General features: G+C 58.7%; 16 protein-coding genes. 9 read left to right on the top strand and 7 right to left on the bottom strand.

Features of this window, described 5'->3' with window-relative positions; translation table 11 throughout:
• Positions 1–34: 34 nt before the first annotated feature.
• Positions 35–1,678 carry an Hsp70 family protein gene (locus tag SIB42_RS05755; RefSeq protein ID WP_067095867.1) on the top strand — a complete coding sequence of 548 codons (1,644 nt, stop codon included), beginning with the start codon at positions 35–37 and terminating at the stop codon, positions 1,676–1,678.
• A 73-nt stretch (positions 1,679–1,751) separates the two neighbouring features.
• Positions 1,752–2,597, top strand: a complete 846-nt coding sequence (locus SIB42_RS05750) for a hypothetical protein (RefSeq protein WP_067095864.1) — start codon at positions 1,752–1,754, stop codon at positions 2,595–2,597.
• 22 nt (positions 2,598–2,619) lie between these two features.
• Here the strand turns inward: SIB42_RS05750 and pyrR are convergent, their stop codons facing one another.
• On the bottom strand, positions 2,620–3,180 hold the full coding sequence (gene pyrR / locus SIB42_RS05745) for a bifunctional pyr operon transcriptional regulator/uracil phosphoribosyltransferase PyrR (protein ID WP_067095863.1): 561 nt from the start codon (positions 3,178–3,180) through the stop codon (positions 2,620–2,622).
• Positions 3,181–3,329: 149 nt separating this feature from the next.
• On the opposite strand from pyrR, the gene gpmI reads away from it, so the two are divergent.
• Complete coding sequence (gene gpmI, locus SIB42_RS05740; protein WP_067095861.1) at positions 3,330–4,961, top strand: 2,3-bisphosphoglycerate-independent phosphoglycerate mutase; 1,632 nt, start codon at positions 3,330–3,332, stop codon at positions 4,959–4,961.
• A 24-nt stretch (positions 4,962–4,985) separates the two neighbouring features.
• On the top strand, positions 4,986–5,216 hold the full coding sequence (gene secG, locus SIB42_RS05735; RefSeq protein WP_067095859.1) for a preprotein translocase subunit SecG: 231 nt from the start codon (positions 4,986–4,988) through the stop codon (positions 5,214–5,216).
• Positions 5,217–5,257: 41 nt separating this feature from the next.
• Here the strand turns inward: secG and SIB42_RS05730 are convergent, their stop codons facing one another.
• From SIB42_RS05730 to groES, 3 genes are all read right to left on the bottom strand, one after another.
• Positions 5,258–6,580, bottom strand: a complete 1,323-nt coding sequence (locus tag SIB42_RS05730) for an ammonium transporter (RefSeq protein ID WP_413328551.1) — start codon at positions 6,578–6,580, stop codon at positions 5,258–5,260.
• Between the two features lie 246 nt (positions 6,581–6,826).
• Positions 6,827–8,461, bottom strand: coding sequence for a chaperonin GroEL (groL, locus tag SIB42_RS05725; protein WP_067095851.1), 1,635 nt, complete (start codon positions 8,459–8,461; stop codon positions 6,827–6,829).
• A 74-nt stretch (positions 8,462–8,535) separates the two neighbouring features.
• The gene (groES, locus tag SIB42_RS05720) at positions 8,536–8,847 is read right to left on the bottom strand and encodes a co-chaperone GroES (RefSeq protein ID WP_066911278.1); all 312 of its coding nucleotides are present in this window, start codon (positions 8,845–8,847) and stop codon (positions 8,536–8,538) included.
• Positions 8,848–9,066: 219 nt separating this feature from the next.
• Here groES and atpD point away from each other — a divergent pair, with 219 nt between their 5' ends.
• Both atpD and atpC read left to right on the top strand, forming a co-directional pair.
• On the top strand, positions 9,067–10,530 hold the full coding sequence (gene atpD, locus SIB42_RS05715; RefSeq protein WP_067095848.1) for a F0F1 ATP synthase subunit beta: 1,464 nt from the start codon (positions 9,067–9,069) through the stop codon (positions 10,528–10,530).
• Between the two features lie 79 nt (positions 10,531–10,609).
• Positions 10,610–11,020 carry an ATP synthase F1 subunit epsilon gene (gene atpC, locus SIB42_RS05710; protein WP_067095845.1) on the top strand — a complete coding sequence of 137 codons (411 nt, stop codon included), beginning with the start codon at positions 10,610–10,612 and terminating at the stop codon, positions 11,018–11,020.
• Positions 11,021–11,141: 121 nt separating this feature from the next.
• On the opposite strand, the gene SIB42_RS05705 is transcribed toward atpC, so the two are convergent.
• Together SIB42_RS05705 and SIB42_RS05700 are read right to left on the bottom strand one after the other, a co-directional pair.
• The gene (locus SIB42_RS05705; protein ID WP_067095842.1) at positions 11,142–11,840 is read right to left on the bottom strand and encodes a M23 family metallopeptidase; all 699 of its coding nucleotides are present in this window, start codon (positions 11,838–11,840) and stop codon (positions 11,142–11,144) included.
• A gap of 413 nt (positions 11,841–12,253) precedes the next feature.
• The gene (locus SIB42_RS05700; protein ID WP_067095839.1) at positions 12,254–12,775 is read right to left on the bottom strand and encodes a 30S ribosomal protein PSRP-3; all 522 of its coding nucleotides are present in this window, start codon (positions 12,773–12,775) and stop codon (positions 12,254–12,256) included.
• 113 nt (positions 12,776–12,888) lie between these two features.
• Between SIB42_RS05700 and SIB42_RS05695 the strand changes: the two genes are divergently transcribed.
• Complete coding sequence (locus SIB42_RS05695; protein WP_067095836.1) at positions 12,889–13,641, top strand: haloacid dehalogenase; 753 nt, start codon at positions 12,889–12,891, stop codon at positions 13,639–13,641.
• Positions 13,642–13,654: 13 nt separating this feature from the next.
• On the opposite strand, the gene SIB42_RS05690 is transcribed toward SIB42_RS05695, so the two are convergent.
• Complete coding sequence (locus tag SIB42_RS05690) at positions 13,655–15,007, bottom strand: aminopeptidase P N-terminal domain-containing protein (RefSeq protein ID WP_067096010.1); 1,353 nt, start codon at positions 15,005–15,007, stop codon at positions 13,655–13,657.
• 53 nt (positions 15,008–15,060) lie between these two features.
• Here SIB42_RS05690 and SIB42_RS05685 point away from each other — a divergent pair, with 53 nt between their 5' ends.
• Complete coding sequence (locus SIB42_RS05685) at positions 15,061–16,074, top strand: CNNM domain-containing protein (protein ID WP_067095833.1); 1,014 nt, start codon at positions 15,061–15,063, stop codon at positions 16,072–16,074.
• The gene (locus SIB42_RS05680) at positions 16,071–17,381 is read left to right on the top strand and encodes a GTP-binding protein (protein ID WP_067095830.1); all 1,311 of its coding nucleotides are present in this window, start codon (positions 16,071–16,073) and stop codon (positions 17,379–17,381) included. The genes SIB42_RS05685 and SIB42_RS05680 overlap by 4 nt, the downstream gene beginning before the upstream one ends.

Below are 17,381 nucleotides of genomic sequence, written 5' to 3'. Positions count from 1 at the left end.
CTCCCCGTAGCCTCGACCTGACTCCAACCTGCCCATAGCGGTGGTTCAGCCCCTCGCTGCCGAACAAAACCTTCAGGTTTCCGACGCGTCTTACAACGTCGGCACCCTGGCGATCGACCTAGGAAGCACCACCACGGTGGTGGCGTTTCAGTCTGCTGAGCGTTCTGAAATAGATCTGCTCGATCTACCTGCCATTACCCGTGAGACAGGAGCGATCCCATCGCTGATCTGGGCGGAGGATGCGGTCTCAGGTCCAGCGCTGGTCGGGCTTGAGGTGCTTGAAAACGGCCTGCATGAACGCGATGCCCCTCAGCTCCACCGCGACTTCAAGCGTTGGATCGGCATGGCATCAGATCCGCAGAGTGCCGAGAGACGGCTCAGCCCGGAACAGGCTGGCGCGCGGCTTCTGACTGAAATCTGGAAGCGGATGCCCCCTGAACTCAGCATCGAACGCTTGGTGCTGACAGCCCCCGTGGATCAGGGCTCCGGCTATCGCGACTGGCTTCTGAAAGCCTGCGAACCGATGCAGGTTGCAGAGATCGCTCTTGTGGATGAGCCAACGGCAGCTGCACTCGGCGCTGGTCTGGAAGCTGGATCCAAGCTTTTAGTGGTCGATCTCGGCGGAGGAACTCTGGATCTGTCCCTGGTCGCTCTCGAGGGAGGTGAAGGTCGTGCCGCCCCAGTGGCCCAGCTGCTTCGCTTCCGCGGTCAGGACCTCACCAACAGCCGTCAGACACTGCGTCAGGCCAAAGTGCTCGGCAAAGCCGGCATCAACCTGGGTGGCAGGGACCTTGATCGATGGATTCTCGACGAACTCTGTCCAGAGGGCCTGCCGGAAGAAGGCAATGGTCTGATGGCTCTGCTGAATGCGGCGGAACGCCTCAAATGTCGCCTGAGCGATCCGAAGATCCTCAATCGGGAGAGCCTTACGGAAACAGCCAATAGCCCGGATCTTGACGCTCCGAGCAAACTCTCGATGGATCGACACAAGTTCAGCCGACTGCTCGAGGAGCGAGGGCTGTTTGACGCCCTTGAAGGACTGCTCAGCAAGACCTTGCGTGATGCGGAACTCAACGGCTGTCCTGCCGAAAATCTCGACGGTGTCGTGGTGGTCGGAGGAGGCGCCCATCTTCCCCAGCTGCGCGATTGGCTCACCGAGAAGCTTGCGCCCACACCACTGCTGACACCGCCGCCGATGGAGGCGGTTGCCTGCGGCGCCCTGAGCCTCACTCCAGGAGTTCGCATGCAGGACCTGCTGCAGCGTGGAATCTCACTGCGCTGCTGGAACCAACGCAGCAACACCCATCACTGGCATCCCCTGTTCCTACCGGGTCAGCCCTGGCCCTCCAGCAAGCCGTTGGAATTGATCTTGAGCGCCAGTGGTCCAGACCAGCAGTCACTCGAGCTGGTGCTCGGAGAGTCAAGAGGGGAGACAAGACATGAAGTGGTGATGATCAATGGACTGCCCAAGGTCATTGAAAAAACCGATGGGTGGGATGACGTCACAAGGCGGCCAGACACCGCCTGTGAGCTCCCCCTGGACCCTCCTGGACAACCTGGAGAAGATTGCTTGAAACTTCGTTTCCATCTCAATGATCAAGCGGAACTGATCCTGGAGGGAGAGGATCTGCGGACCGGAGAAAGCCTGGACCCGAGACCACTCGGGACCGTGCGGTGATCGTGCCGTCCACAAGAACGTGTGTGTTGGCGACAACATTTATAGAAAGGAGTTTGTCGTTCCCTGACCACCCTTGGCGCTGCGTCGCCATCTCGCGAGGTTTTGGCTGATCGCCACACTGGGTGGTGTCGCAGCCCTTTGTGGTTATGCGTACTGGTGGGAACAGCAGTTACCGGGTCGCCTGCGTGAAGCAGCTTCACGGGAAGATCTTGAGGCCTGCCTGAGCTATGGCGAACAGCTGGCAGCACTGCGATGGCTGGACCGGGACGCACCCAGTGAGCAGGCGGTCTGCCGTCGCCGCCAGGCTGAACTTGCCTGGGAAGGAGGCGAAAGCAGTCAAGCACTCACCCTGCAGTCACAGCTTGTTAATTCGAATGTGGGCAGCGAAGAGCAACGACGCAAAGATCAATACAGATTGCTCCTGTGGCGCCAGACCCTGCGTGAGCGGGCATTGGATCAGTTCCGAGCGGGAGATCTCAAACTGGCCCTCATCACCCTCAAGCCTCTGGAACAAAAGGGCCAGAGGCCGGGAACACAGCTAAGCGACAGCCTGCGCGAGACCTGGAATCGCAACAAAGTCGATCACGAGCGGCTGAGGGACAAAGTGCAACGACAGCAGTGGTGGGAAGCACTGAGCGTGCTGAATCAACTGGACCACCCCTGGTGGCAGGACCATGCCCTACCTCTTCGCAGACAGGTGGAGGAAGCCATCCAGAATCTGCGCGATCGGCAGGAACATCACAGCCATGGGGCTCTACCGGCTCACACGGTGGATCCTGAACGTCTGAATACAGCTGTCGAAGAGCGGCTGTCCAGCGGCATGGATCCGTGGAGTGCTTTCGTTGCCGGGTGTGCTGATCTGGGCGGCGTTCTTGTTGAGGAAGGACCAGAGAGCCTCTGCAGGGCGAAGAGACGATGAAGACCGTGAGCAGGCAGGAAATTCATTTCTCCGCCTGCACACTCCTGAGGAAAACGCCTTCTTCTCCATCAATATCCAAGAGCCTGAGCTCGATGGTTTCGGTCCGCCGCGTGGGAACGGATCGACCGCAGAAGTCAGGCTGAATCGGCAGCTCCCGATGGCCGCGGTCCACCATCACCAGCAGCATCACCCTGCGGGGCCGTCCCCAGGCCTGGATCGCTTCCAGCGCAGCACGCACGGTACGGCCGGTGAAAATCACGTCATCAACCAACAACACATCACGACCTTCGACACTCACCGGCAGCTCTGTCGCCTGCACAGGCCTCATGGCCACTCGCTCGAGATCATCGCGATGGAAGGTCGGATCGAGCGTGCCCTGGGCAATCGCCTGACCGCTCTGCTCTTGAAGGAATCGCGCCAGCACTGCTGACAACTGAACGCCACGGGTGGGAATTCCCAACAGCAGCAACTGCTCGACCTCTCCCACGCATTCAAGAACCTGGGAAGCCAGGCGCGACAGAGTTCTGCCGACGCCCTCGGCTGAAAGGATCTCGATCCGCTCACTGTTCCCAGACGTCACCATGACCGATGCAGTGGGGTAGATGACTGTATGTCGGATATCACCTGCCAGATCCGCAAAAGCTGACCATCGTCAGCAAAGGAGTTCACCAGGGGCGGGATCCGGGGGTAACTTGTGAATCTAGAGAAGACCTTAAGAACGGATAGAGCTGAGTGAACGTTGCCGATCGCCATACAGGACGACCAAGCAGGGAGCGATCCATTGCTCCAGTTGTTCTGGCGATCCTGGACGGGTGGGGCGAGCGCAGCGATGCCAACCACAACGCCATCCGAGCCGCCAGTACTCCCGTAATCGATGCGCTGCGTCACGCTTACCCCAAGACGCTGATTGAGGCAAGCGGCGCCTATGTGGGATTGCCCGATGGACAAATGGGCAATTCCGAGGTTGGGCATCTCACCATCGGCGCGGGCAGGATCATCCGCCAGGAACTCGTGCGGATTGGCGACACGGTGCGCGACAACCAGTTGCGTGCCGTTCCGAAACTGCATGAACTGGCCGAACGTCTGCGTGCAAGCAACGGCACGCTTCACCTACTAGGCCTCTGCTCGGACGGTGGCGTGCACAGCCACGTTGATCACCTGTGCGGACTGCTGCGGTGGGCAGCCGACGAAGACCTGAAACACGTTGCGATCCATGCGATCACCGATGGACGGGACACCCCCACGCAGAGTGCTCCGATCTACTTGAAGCAGGTTGAGGACACCATCCAGTCCTGTGGAGTGGGTGAAATCTCCAGCATCTGTGGCCGTTACTGGGCGATGGACCGCGACCGGCGCTGGGAGCGCACAGCCCGCGCCCATGAACTGCTCACCTCCCCTGAGGTTCCAGTAAGCGAGCTGTCGGCGGCTGAAGTGCTGCAAGCCAGCTACGACGGCGGCACCACCGATGAATTCGTGGAACCGACGCGTCTACAAGCAACCCATCTGAACGATGGCGATGCCCTGCTTATGTTCAATTTCAGACCCGACAGGGCCCGCCAGATCATTCAGTGCCTGGCGAGGAACGACTTCGCCGATTTCGAACTCCCCAATCAACCTCAGCTGGACGTGGTCACGTTCACGCAGTACGAAGCCGGGCTGCCTGTGGAAGTGGTCTTTCCACCCGAGTCCCTTGATGACCTGCTGGGCCAGGTTGTGGCATCAAACGGACTGCGCCAGTACCGAACGGCGGAGACAGAGAAATACCCCCATGTCACCTATTTCATGAACGGTGGCGTTGAGCAGCCTCTGGAAGGAGAAGACCGTCATCTGGTGCCCTCCCCACGCGTCGCCACCTATGACTTGGCCCCGGCCATGAACGCCGAAACCCTTACCGTGAGCTGCATCGAAGCCATCGAGAAGGGCGTTTATTCCCTGGTGGTGATCAACTACGCCAATCCAGACATGGTGGGACACACCGGCGTGATGGAGGCCGCCGTCGAAGCCATTGAGACAGTGGACCAGTGCATCGGACGGTTGCTCGATGCCGTGGGACGCATGGGAGGAACGATGATCATCACTGCAGACCATGGCAACGCCGAGCGCATGCAAGGCGACGATGGTCAGGCCTGGACGGCACACACCACCAATCCCGTTCCTCTGATTCTTGTGGAGGGAGAACGCAGAAAATTGCGTGGCATGGGGAATGCAATCCGCCTGCGAGATAACGGCGGGTTAGCTGACATCGCACCCACTCTTCTGCAACTGCTCGATCTCGAGAAACCCGATGCCATGACCGGCAGCACTCTGATCGAACCAATCGAGACACCTGTGCCCTCCACCGCTCGCCTGCCACAACCGGTCTGATCGGCTCGGACATAAAATCAGCCCATGATTACCACCGTTCTTTCCTGGATCTGGATCGGCAGCGGCCTTTTGCTGATCCTGTTTGTGCTGCTGCACAGCCCCAAAGGTGATGGCATGGGTGGGCTTGCGGCCAGTGGTAGCACCTCGTTTACCAGTGCCAGCAGCGCTGAAGCGACCCTCAACCGCATCACCTGGACCACCCTGGCCATCTTTCTGACCCTGGCAGTGATCCTGAGTGCCGGTTGGCTGAACTAAGTCAGCAGGGCCGGCAACAACAGCTCCAAGCGAATCGCGACTTAATGAAACTGGGGAGAACCAATCCTTTCCGGATAGGCCTCTTCACCGTGCTCACGCACATCAACACCAAGGTTTTCAGCATCTTCCGTTACTCGGAACGGAAGGCCAAGACCTCGCAAGACTGCTGCGATCAGCAGCGTCCCAAGGGCCGCCAACCCATAGGCCACAAGCACAACCTGAAACTGATCAGCGATCAAGCCAAACCTGCCCTTCTCGGCAAAAACCTGCGCTGCAGGGTGAGTGGCGATCAGCTCAGTGCTAGCGAAGACACCGGTCAGGATCGCGCCGACTGTGCCACCGACACCGTGGACTGCAAAGGTGTCGAGGGAATCATCAAAACGCAGCGAAACCTTGAGCTGCACAGAGCAATAACAAAGCAGACCAGTGATCGCACCGATCGCCATCCCAGCAGCTGGCGTCACAAACCCAGCTGCTGGGGTGATGCCCACCAGACCGGCCACAGCCCCGGTCGCCATACCGACAGCAGTGGGCTTGCCATCACGCCATGTTTCGATCAATGACCAAGCAACCAAGCCAGTTGCTGCAGAGATATGCGTCGTAGTGAAGGGGAGTTCAGCACCACTGACACTCAGCTGACTGCCGCCGTTGAAACCGAACCAGCCAAACCAGAGCAGACCAGTGCCGAGCAAGATCTGAGTCACATCGTGAGGTGGGCGCACCGAATTGGGCCACTGCTTGCGCCAGCCAACAAGGCCAGCAAGCAAGAGAGCAGAAACACCAGAGCTGATATGCACCACCGTGCCTCCAGCGAAATCAAGGTCTTTCCCAAGGCAACCACCTCCCCAGACCATATGAGCAAGAGGGGCATACACCACCAGGAGCCACACGGGGGTGAAGACGCACCAGAAGCGAAAACTGATCCTCTCCACCAAGGCCCCTGAAATCAGAGCCGGAGTGATGATCGCGAACATGCCCTGAAAGAGAGCGAAGCTGAGTCCAGGTATCGCCAGGCCAGGCCAAATGTCAGGGACGTTCTCCAACATGGCGAAGGAGAAGGGATTGCCAATGACGGCATTCAGAGCTCCGCCGTCGGAGAAGGCAAGACTGAATCCGAAGCTGACCCACACCAGCGTGGCGATGCCCATCATCACGAAGCTCATCGCCATCGTGTTGAGCACATTGCGAGCCTGAACGAATCCTCCGTAGAAAAACGCCAATCCAGGAGTCATCAGCAGCACAAGTGCCGCCGAGGTGAGGATCAGAGTGTTGTCGGCAGACGAAAGTGATGCATCACCTGCGTACGCAGGCAGCAGGGCAGAACTCAGCAGCTGAAATGCTGGAACCACCAGAAGGGCGATCAAAAATCGCCTCAGGCGAGGCTGAAACACGTGTTTCCCGTAACCGTCGATACCATTTCAGACCCTCTGCGCCAAAAACTGTTCACCGCGAACATTTTGAGGGGCAGGGAGAGTGGAGGCGTCCAGATCCGAGACGTCGACAAAAGCGCCACGGGCCGCCTGAATTCAATCCCTAGCTGACAACAACAAAGCCCCGCAACAGCGGGGCTTAACAAGCCGCCGAGGCGGCTTTGATCGAGAAGCTGCGACTCAGTAGTCGAAATCGCCACCGCCCATGCCGCCACCGGCTGGTGCGGCGTCTTTTTTCTCGGGCATGTCAGCAACGATGCATTCGGTGGTCAGCACCATGCCTGCGATTGACGCAGCGTTCTGCAGACCGGAACGCGTCACCTTCGCGGGATCGACAATGCCGGCAGCAAGCATGTCGACATAGTCACCGTTGGCCGCGTTGTAGCCATCGTTGAAGTTCTTGGCCTTCACGTTTTCAGCCACAACAGCGCCATTGACACCAGCGTTCTCAGCGATGCGCATCAGTGGTGCAGTCAGAGCTGCAGCCACAATGTTGGCTCCGATCAGCTCCTCTCCCTCCAGGCTGGACGATGCCCACTGCTCGAGTGTGGGAGCCAGGTGAGCAAGGGTGGTGCCACCTCCAGGAACGATACCTTCTTCAACAGCAGCCTTGGTCGCGTTGATGGCATCCTCAAGCCGAAGCTTCTTATCCTTCATCTCGGTCTCGGTGGCAGCACCCACCTTCACCACAGCAACACCACCGGCGAGCTTGGCAAGTCGCTCCTGAAGCTTCTCCTTGTCGTAGGTGGACTCGGTTTCGTCCATCTGCTTACGGATCTGCTCACACCGCGCTTTCACGGCCACATCGTTGCCTTCGGCCACGATCGTGGTGGTGTCCTTGTTGATGGTCACGCGACGCGCAGTGCCAAGCATCTCGATCTTGGCGTTCTCAAGCTTCAGACCGGCGTCTTCAGTGATCAATTGACCATTGGTCAGCACAGCCATGTCTTCCAGCATGGCCTTACGGCGGTCACCAAAACCGGGAGCCTTCACCGCAGCCACGTTCAGGACACCGCGCAGACGGTTCACCACCAAAGTGGCAAGAGCTTCCTTCTCGATGTCCTCAGCGATGATCAGCAGAGGCTTGCCAGTGCGAGCAATCTGCTCGAGCACGGGCACGAGATCCTGCACGAGGCCGATCTTTTTGTCGGTGAGCAGAATGTAGGGCTCGTCCAGGACGGCTTCCATTCGCTCAGTGTCGGTGGCGAAATAGGGAGAGATGTACCCCTTGTCAAAGCGCATTCCCTCGGTGACCTCGAGCTCGGTGGTCATCGACTTGCCCTCTTCCAGGGAAATCACGCCTTCCTTGCCAACTTTGTCCATGGCGTCGGCGATCATCCGACCCACTTCCTCGTCGTTACCAGCGGAAATGGTGCCCACCTGGGCGATGGCATTGCTATCGGCAATCGGCTTGGCGTTTTCTTTGATCTTGTCGACCAGAAAATCCGACGCTTTGTCGATGCCCTTTTTCAGGGTTATGGCATTGGCACCCGCAGCAACATTGCGCAGGCCAGCCTTGACCATGGCATGGGCAAGAACGGTCGCAGTGGTGGTGCCGTCACCAGCTGCGTCATTGGTCTTGGATGCAGCCTGACGAATCAGAGCAACACCAGTGTTCTCGATGTGGTCTTCGAGTTCGATCTCTTTGGCGATGGTGACGCCGTCATTGATGATCTGGGGAGCACCGAACTTCTTTTCAAGAACAACGTTGCGACCTTTGGGGCCGAGAGTCACAGCAACGGACTCGGCCAGGATGTCAATGCCCTTTTCAAGAGCGCGGCGAGCGTTCTCGTTGTAAATGATGCGCTTGGCCATGGGGGCGGAAATGGATGGAAAGGAATAGTTGGTGACTACCGACCTGTCTCAGACGCGTGGCAGTCAGGAGGCAGTCAGTTGACGATGGCGAGAATGTCCTTCTCGGACAGGAGCACGAACTCATCGCTTCCGAGCTTGATGTCGGTGCCTGCGTACTTGCTGTAGAGGACCTTGTCGCCGACGCCTACTTCAGGAGACTGGCGGGAACCGTCGTCGTTGCGCTTACCAGGGCCAACTTGAACAACTTCGCCCACCTGAGGCTTTTCCTTCGCGGTGTCGGGGAGCAGGATGCCACCGGAAGTTTTCTCCTCGGATTCTGAAACCTTGACGAAAACGCGATCGCCGAGGGGCTTAACAGTGGAGACGCTGAGAGAAACAGCTGCCATGGGTTCTTGCAGGAGCAGGGACAGTGCGCCGAAGCGCCGATGCGACTCGAGCTGGCACTCAAGGTCGACGAGTGCCAACCTATGTCCGGGTTCTGCACTTCGGCCACGGGACAAGCGTGCGGGTGACCGAACCACGCCCCCCTCTCTCGCGACGGTGGTATCGTTGCCCCGCTCAGGAAGGGTTAGCTCTAGACGCTTCCCTCTCACACCCCCTTACTTATGGCCGCTGCTGCTCCCGCCTCCGCCGGTACCAAGGGCGTTGTCCGCCAGGTGATTGGCCCGGTTCTGGACGTGGAATTTCCCGCCGGCAAGCTGCCCAAAATTCTCAACGCTCTCCGCATCGAAGGCACCAATACCGCCGGGCAGGCGGTTGCCCTGACCGCTGAAGTTCAACAGCTGCTGGGCGATCACCGTGTTCGCGCAGTTTCCATGAGTGCCACCGACGGACTTGTCCGTGGCATGGAGGCCCTCGATACCGGTGCACCGATTTCAGTGCCCGTCGGCGAAGGAACCCTTGGCCGCATCTTCAATGTTCTCGGCGAGCCTGTCGATGAACAGGGGCCGGTTAAATCCAACACGACAGCTCCGATCCACCGCTCAGCTCCCAAACTGACGGAACTGGAAACGAAGCCCAAGGTCTTTGAGACCGGCATCAAGGTGATTGACCTCCTGGCTCCCTATCGCCAGGGCGGAAAAGTGGGTCTTTTCGGTGGTGCCGGTGTCGGCAAAACCGTGCTGATCCAGGAACTGATTAACAACATTGCCAAGGAACACGGTGGTGTTTCCGTGTTCGGCGGTGTGGGTGAGCGCACCCGTGAGGGCAACGACCTTTACGAGGAATTCAAGGATTCAGGTGTGATCAACGCCGATGACCTCTCCAAGTCAAAGGTGGCGCTCTGCTACGGGCAGATGAACGAGCCTCCCGGTGCTCGCATGCGTGTGGGCCTCTCAGCCCTGACGATGGCCGAGCATTTCCGTGACGTGAACAAGCAGGACGTGCTGCTGTTCATTGACAACATCTTCCGTTTTGTTCAGGCCGGTTCAGAGGTGTCCGCACTGCTCGGACGCATGCCTTCCGCTGTTGGATACCAGCCAACGCTCGGCACCGACGTGGGCGAACTTCAGGAGCGAATCACCTCCACTCTGGAAGGATCCATCACCTCGATCCAGGCGGTTTACGTCCCTGCGGATGACCTGACTGACCCAGCTCCCGCGACCACCTTCGCTCACCTAGACGCCACCACGGTGCTGAACCGTGGCCTCGCGTCCAAGGGCATCTATCCCGCTGTGGACCCGCTCGACTCCACCAGCACCATGCTTCAGCCCGCTGTTGTGGGCGACGAGCATTACCGCACAGCTCGCAGCGTGCAGTCCACGCTTCAGCGCTACAAGGAGCTCCAGGACATCATCGCGATTCTCGGTCTCGACGAACTCTCCGAGGACGATCGCCGCACCGTTGACCGTGCTCGCAAGATCGAGAAATTCCTCTCCCAGCCATTCTTTGTGGCTGAGATCTTCACCGGCATGTCCGGCAAGTACGTGAAGCTCGAGGAAACCATCAGTGGTTTCAACCAGATTCTTGCTGGTGAACTGGATCACCTTCCTGAACAGGCTTTCTACCTCGTTGGCAACATCGACGAAGTCAAGGCCAAGGCTGCAAAGATGGCCGAAGAAGCCAAGTGATGGCATCTGGGGCATGAGATTCATGCCCCAGATGCCTTTCATTTTGAGCCCAAGCTTTTAACCCAAACACTCCATATCCATGTCCCTCACCCTCCGCGTGCTGGCACCAGACCAGAGCGTGTTCGATGGCTCTGCTGATGAGGTCATTCTCCCCAGCACCACTGGGCAGCTGGGCATTCTTCCCGGCCACGTTTCACTCCTGGCAGCGCTTGATGTGGGCGTTTTGCGTGTCCGTCAGGACGGCGGTTGGAAATCCATCGCCTTGATGGGTGGGTTTGCGGAAGTGGAAGCGGATGATGTCACTGTGTTGGTGAACTCCGCTGAACTGGGAAGCTCGATTGATGGCGGTTCTGCTGAAAGCGAACTGCAGGCTGCACGTAGCGCAGTCAGCAAATTGGAAGGCCAGCCAACCTCGCCTGAAAAAGTAAAGGCCCAACAGAGCCTGAACCGCGCAAGAGCCCGCGCCCAGGCAGCAATCAATCAGAGTTGATGATCTATGCCTTGCCGTGAGGGATCACTCTCAAGGCAGAGGATGATTTACGAGATCAAATGTTTGATCTTGCAAATCAATGCTGTTCAACTTTGAGATTCACCAGCAACCAGCAAAAGGCTTACAACTTCTGATTAATCAGGATTCCTTCCAGGAAGGATGCTGGATTAAGCGCGATATTTTCAGGCGATCTGATCTCAAAATGAAGATGGGGCCCTGTACTGCGGCCTGTGTTTCCCATCTTTGCAATCAAATCACCCCGACTAACAGTCTCACCGACTCGAACAAGAGCTTCATTGCAATGCGCATAACGCGTCCTGTAGCCATCGGGGTGCTTAATTTCAACCATCAGCCCATAAGCACCGAGATAATCCACGAAAACAACCTCTCCACGCCGTGAAGCAAAAATGGATGTTCCAACGTGATTAGCGATATCGATACCTGAATGATGCCGCGACCAGCGCGGCCCGAAGCCCGAAGTGAAAACACCTGAAGCGGGCAGAGAATAGGCCTTCAGCGACAACTCATTCAGGTAGTCGGCGAAGGATGCAAACGAACAGACTTGAGCAACAGAATCGGGCGCCGCTTCAAAGCTTTCAGCAGCCCAAGCAGATTCAGACAGCGGGGCAGAAGCGGCCTCGACTGCGGCAGACTCATGCAAACAATGCTCCTCAAACAAAGCGGCCATGGATCGCTTGTTCAGCAGTGGCGAAAGAGCCTGAAAAACATTTTTCCCACTCTTGACATGAAGGGCTGACTTTTCAATTTCCTGAATTTTGAATTGAGCGAGTCCATTCAAAATATCCACACTGGATGTCACCGCGAACGTTGCAGAGGACAACCCAAGCGCGAGCAAAGGAGAGAAAGAAATCAACCCATTAAAAATATTCCGTGAGAGTGTAACAGACTATTGCGGAGACCTGACGGCCAAATTCGACGTAATTGGTGATCAATATCACCATCAAAGAATCAAGCAATCATTCTGATGAGTGGCAGCATCAAAACCCACTCATCGAAGACCCACCCTGAAGCAACACACTATTCCAGGCTAGAGGCAACAAGAGCAAAGCATCGTTGTACACAATCAATTCAAATCGGCGCCGAGCAGGCGTTCCAAATCATCCAGTCATTGAGGCAAAAACTGTATAAAAATTGCCCTAAAACGATTTCTCGACATAAAAAAGCAGGCAATTGATTGCCTGCTGAAATCAACACAATGCTGATTGAGCTGAATCAAGCGGTACCACAGAAGGTCACATCGGGGAACTTAAGCTTGGCATCGTCCAGACTCTTGCCCTTGCCCTCTTCCTGCCAGTAATTGATCACTTCAGTGGCTTTGTTCAACACCTCAACACGTTCGTTATCCGTGATCCAAGACTTGCCTTCGAGCTCACTTTTGAGAGTCTCCCAGGCGTCTTCACGAGGCCAGAAGAAATAAGCCGTCAAAGGACTGGGCCCGCCACCAACAATTTGATCAACGGCAAGCGCCACGTTGTCGGGCAACCAGAGAATCTTCAGCAGGAAGCGTCCCTCATCAGCCTTCGGGGTGTATCCCGATGGCACACCATCAGCATCGATCGTGGCTGATGCCAATGCAGCACTGCCGCCACGCATCACTGGACGACCTTCCTTTGGCTCCTGCTGCTGATCGGCCTCTGCGCTCTTAGGAGTCTCCGTGCTCTTAGGAGCCTGATCAGCTGCTGCTGCCTCGGTAGCGACCTCTTGGTCGACGGCAGCGCCTTCGGAAACCGTCATGGTGTCAGCGCTCAAGAATCAAGGACAAAGAACTAACCTACCAGCCGCCAAAACCCATCCCCCTGGACCGGCACGCATCCACCAGCCAGCTTCTGCTGTTCGATATCGACGGAGTGATCCGTGATGTATCTGGCAGTTATCGCAGAGCCCTCCAGGCAACCGTTGAGCATTACAGCGGTTGGCTGCCCGCTCCGGCCTGCATCGATGCTCTCAAGGGCGAGGGACGCTGGAACAACGATTGGGATGCAAGCCTCGAGCTGCTGCGCAGGCACGGCACATCACTGCCAGCCAGACATGACCTGATCGATGTCTTTAGCAATTTCTATTTTGGCGGCGATCCCGATGGCGATCCAGGCGCATGGACGGGGTACATCAGCGATGAACCCTTACGAGTGCAACGCGACTTCTTTACCGCGCTGGATCAGAACGGCTGGGGTTGGGGATTCGTGAGTGGCGCGGAACCTCCTTCGGCACGCTTCGTGCTGCAGCAGCGTCTGCAACTGGTCAATCCCCCCCTGATCGCCATGGGCGATGCCCCTGACAAACCTGACCCCACAGGTCTTGTGCAACTCAGCGACAGACTTTTACCCCATCGCAGTGGAGGCGTTGTCGCCTACCTGGGTGACACGGTTGCTGATGTTCAGACTGTTCTCAACGCCAGAACCCAACGACCGGATCGGCAGTGGATCAGTCTCGCAGTGTCACCACCACATCTTCTGCCCGGAAGTCAGGAACGAAGCGCTTATGAGCAGCAGCTGATGTCCGCCGGTGCGGATCTGATCCTGCCCAGTACTGAAGCAGCGATCCAATGGTCGAAGGGCAGCAAAGGAGCTGACAACCAGGGGCACTCAGCGTCCATTCGCTGACGCAGTCCGACCCTTAGCGCTCCATGTCTGCAACAGCCTTGAGAGCTCCGGCAGTGAGTACTTCATGACCACAGGAGACGTCCTCAAGGTCCCTGACCGCGACATCGTCCTCAATGCGGATACCGATCCCCTTCCAGCGCTCGTCAATCACAGGCTGTCCTTCGGGAACCGCAAGACGGTCACTGATGTAGAGACCAGGCTCCACCGTTAGGACGATGCCTGGTTCCAGCTGCACATGATGCTCGCCGAGCCGATAGGCACCGACGTCGTGAACATCCAGCCCAAGCCAGTGGCCAGTTCGATGCATGTACAGATGCCGGTAGCTTCCCTGCTCGATCAAGCCATCCACCTCTCCCACCAACAGTCCCAGATCCACAAGACCCTGCACCAGAACATGCACAGCCGCGTCATGCACGTCCTCGGCGGTGTGACCGGGTTTGACCCTGGCAATCGCTGCTTCCTGTGCCTCAAGCACCAGGGAATAAAGCTCCCGCTGCTCTCCACTGAAACGGCCGCTGACCGGAAATGTCCTTGTGATGTCGCCGTTGTAGTAGTCGCGGAGGGAGCAGCCGGCGTCAATGAGCAGGAGATCCCCGTCCTGTAGGACTGCACTGTTGTCGATGTAGTGCAGCACGCAGGCGTTGTCACCGCCGGCAACGATCGAGCCGTAGGCGGCTCCACGGGCTCCCAGCTCGAGGAAATGCTGTTCGATCAGAGCCTGAATCTTCCGCTCGGTCATTCCGGGACGCACGGCAGCCCTGGCCAGCTCATGGGCGGAGGCGGAGATCCTGCACGCCTCACGGAGCCGTTCCAGCTCAGCGGGTTGCTTGCGCAAGCGCATCCGATGCAGCAGCGGGCAGGGCGCCACCAGAGCCTGCGCGGCACTGCCGGTGCGTGAAACCCGATCGAGCTGCGCACTCCACGAACGCAACACCAGAGGTTCGATCGATGGATGACTACCAACACGAAAGGCGATGCCTTCCGCACCATCGAGGTACTGAGGAAGCAGGGCATCGAGCTCCACGCGCGGATGGGAGAGATCAGCTCCGAAGCGCTCCACCGCACCCTCACAACCCCAGCGCCGACCGGTCCAGACCTCAGCAGCCGGCTCGCGGGGATTCACGAAGAGCACAAACCGCTCACCCTCAGGGCGATGTGGCAGGAACAAGGCCACGCAATCGGGCTCATCAAACCCTGTCAGATACCAGAAATCGCTGTTCTGGCGGAACGGCCACTCCGTATCCGCATGGTGTGTGACCAGCGTCGCGCCAGGGATCACCGCGGCGACCCCGCCCAGTTCAGCCAGGAACCGCTCACGCCGATCCGCGAACAGCTGAGCATCAACAACAGGGGCGAGATCAGCCACGACAGAGACAGGGCACCGGAGAAACGTCAGGATGGCAGTCAAAGCGCCCGAGCATGACCTCCGACCTGCTGATCCTTCTCTTGTTGGTAGTGGTGGTGCTGACCGGATCCGCCCTCTGCTCCGGAGTGGAAGCAGCGCTGCTCACCGTGAATCCGGTGCGCGTGCATGAACTTGCGGCCCGGCCGAAACCGGTAGCCGGAGCACGCAGGCTGGCCCAGCTGAGGCTGCGTCTGGGTCGGACTCTGTCGGTGCTGGCAATCACCAACAACGGCTTCAACATCTTCGGAAGCCTGATGCTCGGTGGCTACGCCTCCTGGGTGTTCACGGAAAAGATGGAGGCGGGCAATGGAGCTCTGGCTCTGTTCTCGGTCAGCCTCACGGTTCTGGTGATCCTGCTTGGGGAGATCCTGCCCAAAGCGATCGGAAGCCGCCTGGCATTGCCGGTCTCCCTGGCAAGCGCTCCGGTTCTGCATTGGCTGGGCGTGATCATGCGACCTCTGGTGCTACTGCTGGAGCGACTGCTTCCGGCGATTACCGAAGAGAGTGAGATCAGCACGGATGAGGAAGAGATCCGGCTGCTGGCAAAACTCGGATCTCAGAAAGGGCAGATCGAGGCCGATGAAGCCGCAATGATCTCCAAGGTCTTCCTGCTCAACGACCTCACTGCGCGTGATCTGATGACACCGCGAGTGGCAGCTCCAACACTGGATGGCGCCTGCAACATCGAGAAGTTGCGTGTTGAACTGCTTGAAAACGAAGCGCAGTGGTGGGTGGTCCTGGGCGACGCGGTTGACAAGGTTCTCGGCGTCGCCAACCGTGACCGTTTGCTGAGCGCCTTGGTGCGCAACAAGGGACATCTCACGCCAGCCGATCTCAGTGAGCCGGCTGAGTTCGTTCCCGAAATGATCCGAGCCGACCGCCTGCTGACCGGCTTCCATCGCGACAACAGCGGTGTACGTGTCGTGGTGGATGAATTCGGTGGCTTCGTTGGCGTGATTGGCCCGGAGGCCGTACTGGCCGTTCTGGCCGGCTGGTGGAGAAAGACCTCAGGCGAGGTAGCGCCATGAGGGCCATGGAGGATCGCTGCAGAGATCTGCTGCAGGGTTGGAGAGACAAGCTTGAACTGAATCGGCGCGAACAGGGTCTTCTGGCCGGCGCGCTCCAGCTTCTGGATCGCCAGCTTGAACGCCTGGATCAAAGCAGGCTTCGGATCTCGGTCTTCGGCCGAGTGGGCGTCGGCAAGTCCAGCTTGGTGAATGCCCTGGTCGGTCAGCAGCTGATGGCCACGGATGTGGCCCACGGCTGCACGCGTCAGCAACAGGCCGTGGCTTGGCCAAGAACTGTTCCAGGCCTGCTGAAAGTCGAACTGGTCGACACCCCTGGCATCGACGAAGTGGATGGTCCGGCTCGGGCCCGACTGGCGGCCAGGGTAGCGCTGCATGCCGATCTGGTGCTTCTCGTACTGGACGGCGACATCACACGTGTGGAACTTGAGGCCCTGGATACGCTCCAGACCATGGGCAAGCCGGTGTTGACGGTGCTGAACCGCAGCGATTGCTGGCCAGAGGATCAACTGCCGGATCTGCTGCGCAGCATCCACAGCCGACTTCCAGCAGGACTGCCGACTCCACTGGCGGTGTCCGCCGCACCGCGCCGGGCTGTTCAACTGAGCGATGGCCGCATCCGCAGCCGTGAGCAACCGGCCGACGTGGACGCACTGGCGAGCGGTCTCAGCCGTCTGCTGGAACAACACGGTCAGAGCCTGCTGTTGCTCAACAGCCTGAAGCAGGCCACACGCATTCAGCAACAGTTGGAGACAGGCAGATTGCAGCGACGCCGGAGGGAAGCCCAGGGACTGATCGGGCGCTACGCCGCGCTCAAGGCCACCGGCGTTGCTGCCAACCCGCTGCTGCTTTTGGATCTGGCTGGGGGATTCGCCTGTGATGCGGCCCTTGTCCGCCAGCTTTGCTCTCTGTATGGCCTTCCTCTTGGCGGACCAGCGGCCCGCAAATTGATCCGCCAACTGAGTGGACAGAACGCTCTGCTGGGGGGAGCACAGCTGGGGCTCCAGGTCGTCTTGGGCGCGTTGCGCCAGCTGTTGCTGCTGGCCGCACCCTTCAGTGCTGGCCTGACACTGGCCCCTGCCGCACCCGTGGCACTGGCCCAGGCGGCACTGGCCGTGCACACGACACGACGCACCGGTCGGATGACGGCACGCTGGCTACTGGAGGAACGGGGCCGAGGGCGCCGACTTCAGCCAGGGCCAGCCACTCTGATGCGGCGGCTTGCACAGTCGGATCAAGGCATCGTCGAGCTGATGCAGGAGTGGCCCCAGCAGCAGACACGTCCACCGCTGCCCTCGCTGTTGCCCTGA

It is taken from the genome of Synechococcus sp. MIT S9508 (assembly GCF_047303045.1).
Taxonomy (GTDB): domain Bacteria; phylum Cyanobacteriota; class Cyanobacteriia; order PCC-6307; family Cyanobiaceae; genus Synechococcus_C.
This window is presented reverse-complemented; position numbering and strand designations above follow the sequence as displayed.

Excerpts from the sequence above, each read along its gene's own strand:
- pyrR (WP_067095863.1), bottom strand. The coding sequence starts at position 3,180 with ATGGTGACGTCTGGGAACAGTGAGCGGATCGAGATCCTTTCAGCCGAG.
- atpD (WP_067095848.1), top strand. The coding sequence starts at position 9,067 with ATGGCCGCTGCTGCTCCCGCCTCCGCCGGTACCAAGGGCGTTGTCCGC.
- groES (WP_066911278.1), bottom strand. The coding sequence starts at position 8,847 with ATGGCAGCTGTTTCTCTCAGCGTCTCCACTGTTAAGCCCCTCGGCGAT.
- atpC (WP_067095845.1), top strand. The coding sequence starts at position 10,610 with ATGTCCCTCACCCTCCGCGTGCTGGCACCAGACCAGAGCGTGTTCGAT.
- secG (WP_067095859.1), top strand. The coding sequence starts at position 4,986 with ATGATTACCACCGTTCTTTCCTGGATCTGGATCGGCAGCGGCCTTTTG.
- groL (WP_067095851.1), bottom strand. The coding sequence starts at position 8,461 with ATGGCCAAGCGCATCATTTACAACGAGAACGCTCGCCGCGCTCTTGAA.
- SIB42_RS05700 (WP_067095839.1), bottom strand. The coding sequence starts at position 12,775 with ATGACGGTTTCCGAAGGCGCTGCCGTCGACCAAGAGGTCGCTACCGAG.
- SIB42_RS05680 (WP_067095830.1), top strand. The coding sequence starts at position 16,071 with ATGAGGGCCATGGAGGATCGCTGCAGAGATCTGCTGCAGGGTTGGAGA.
- SIB42_RS05685 (WP_067095833.1), top strand. The coding sequence starts at position 15,061 with ATGACCTCCGACCTGCTGATCCTTCTCTTGTTGGTAGTGGTGGTGCTG.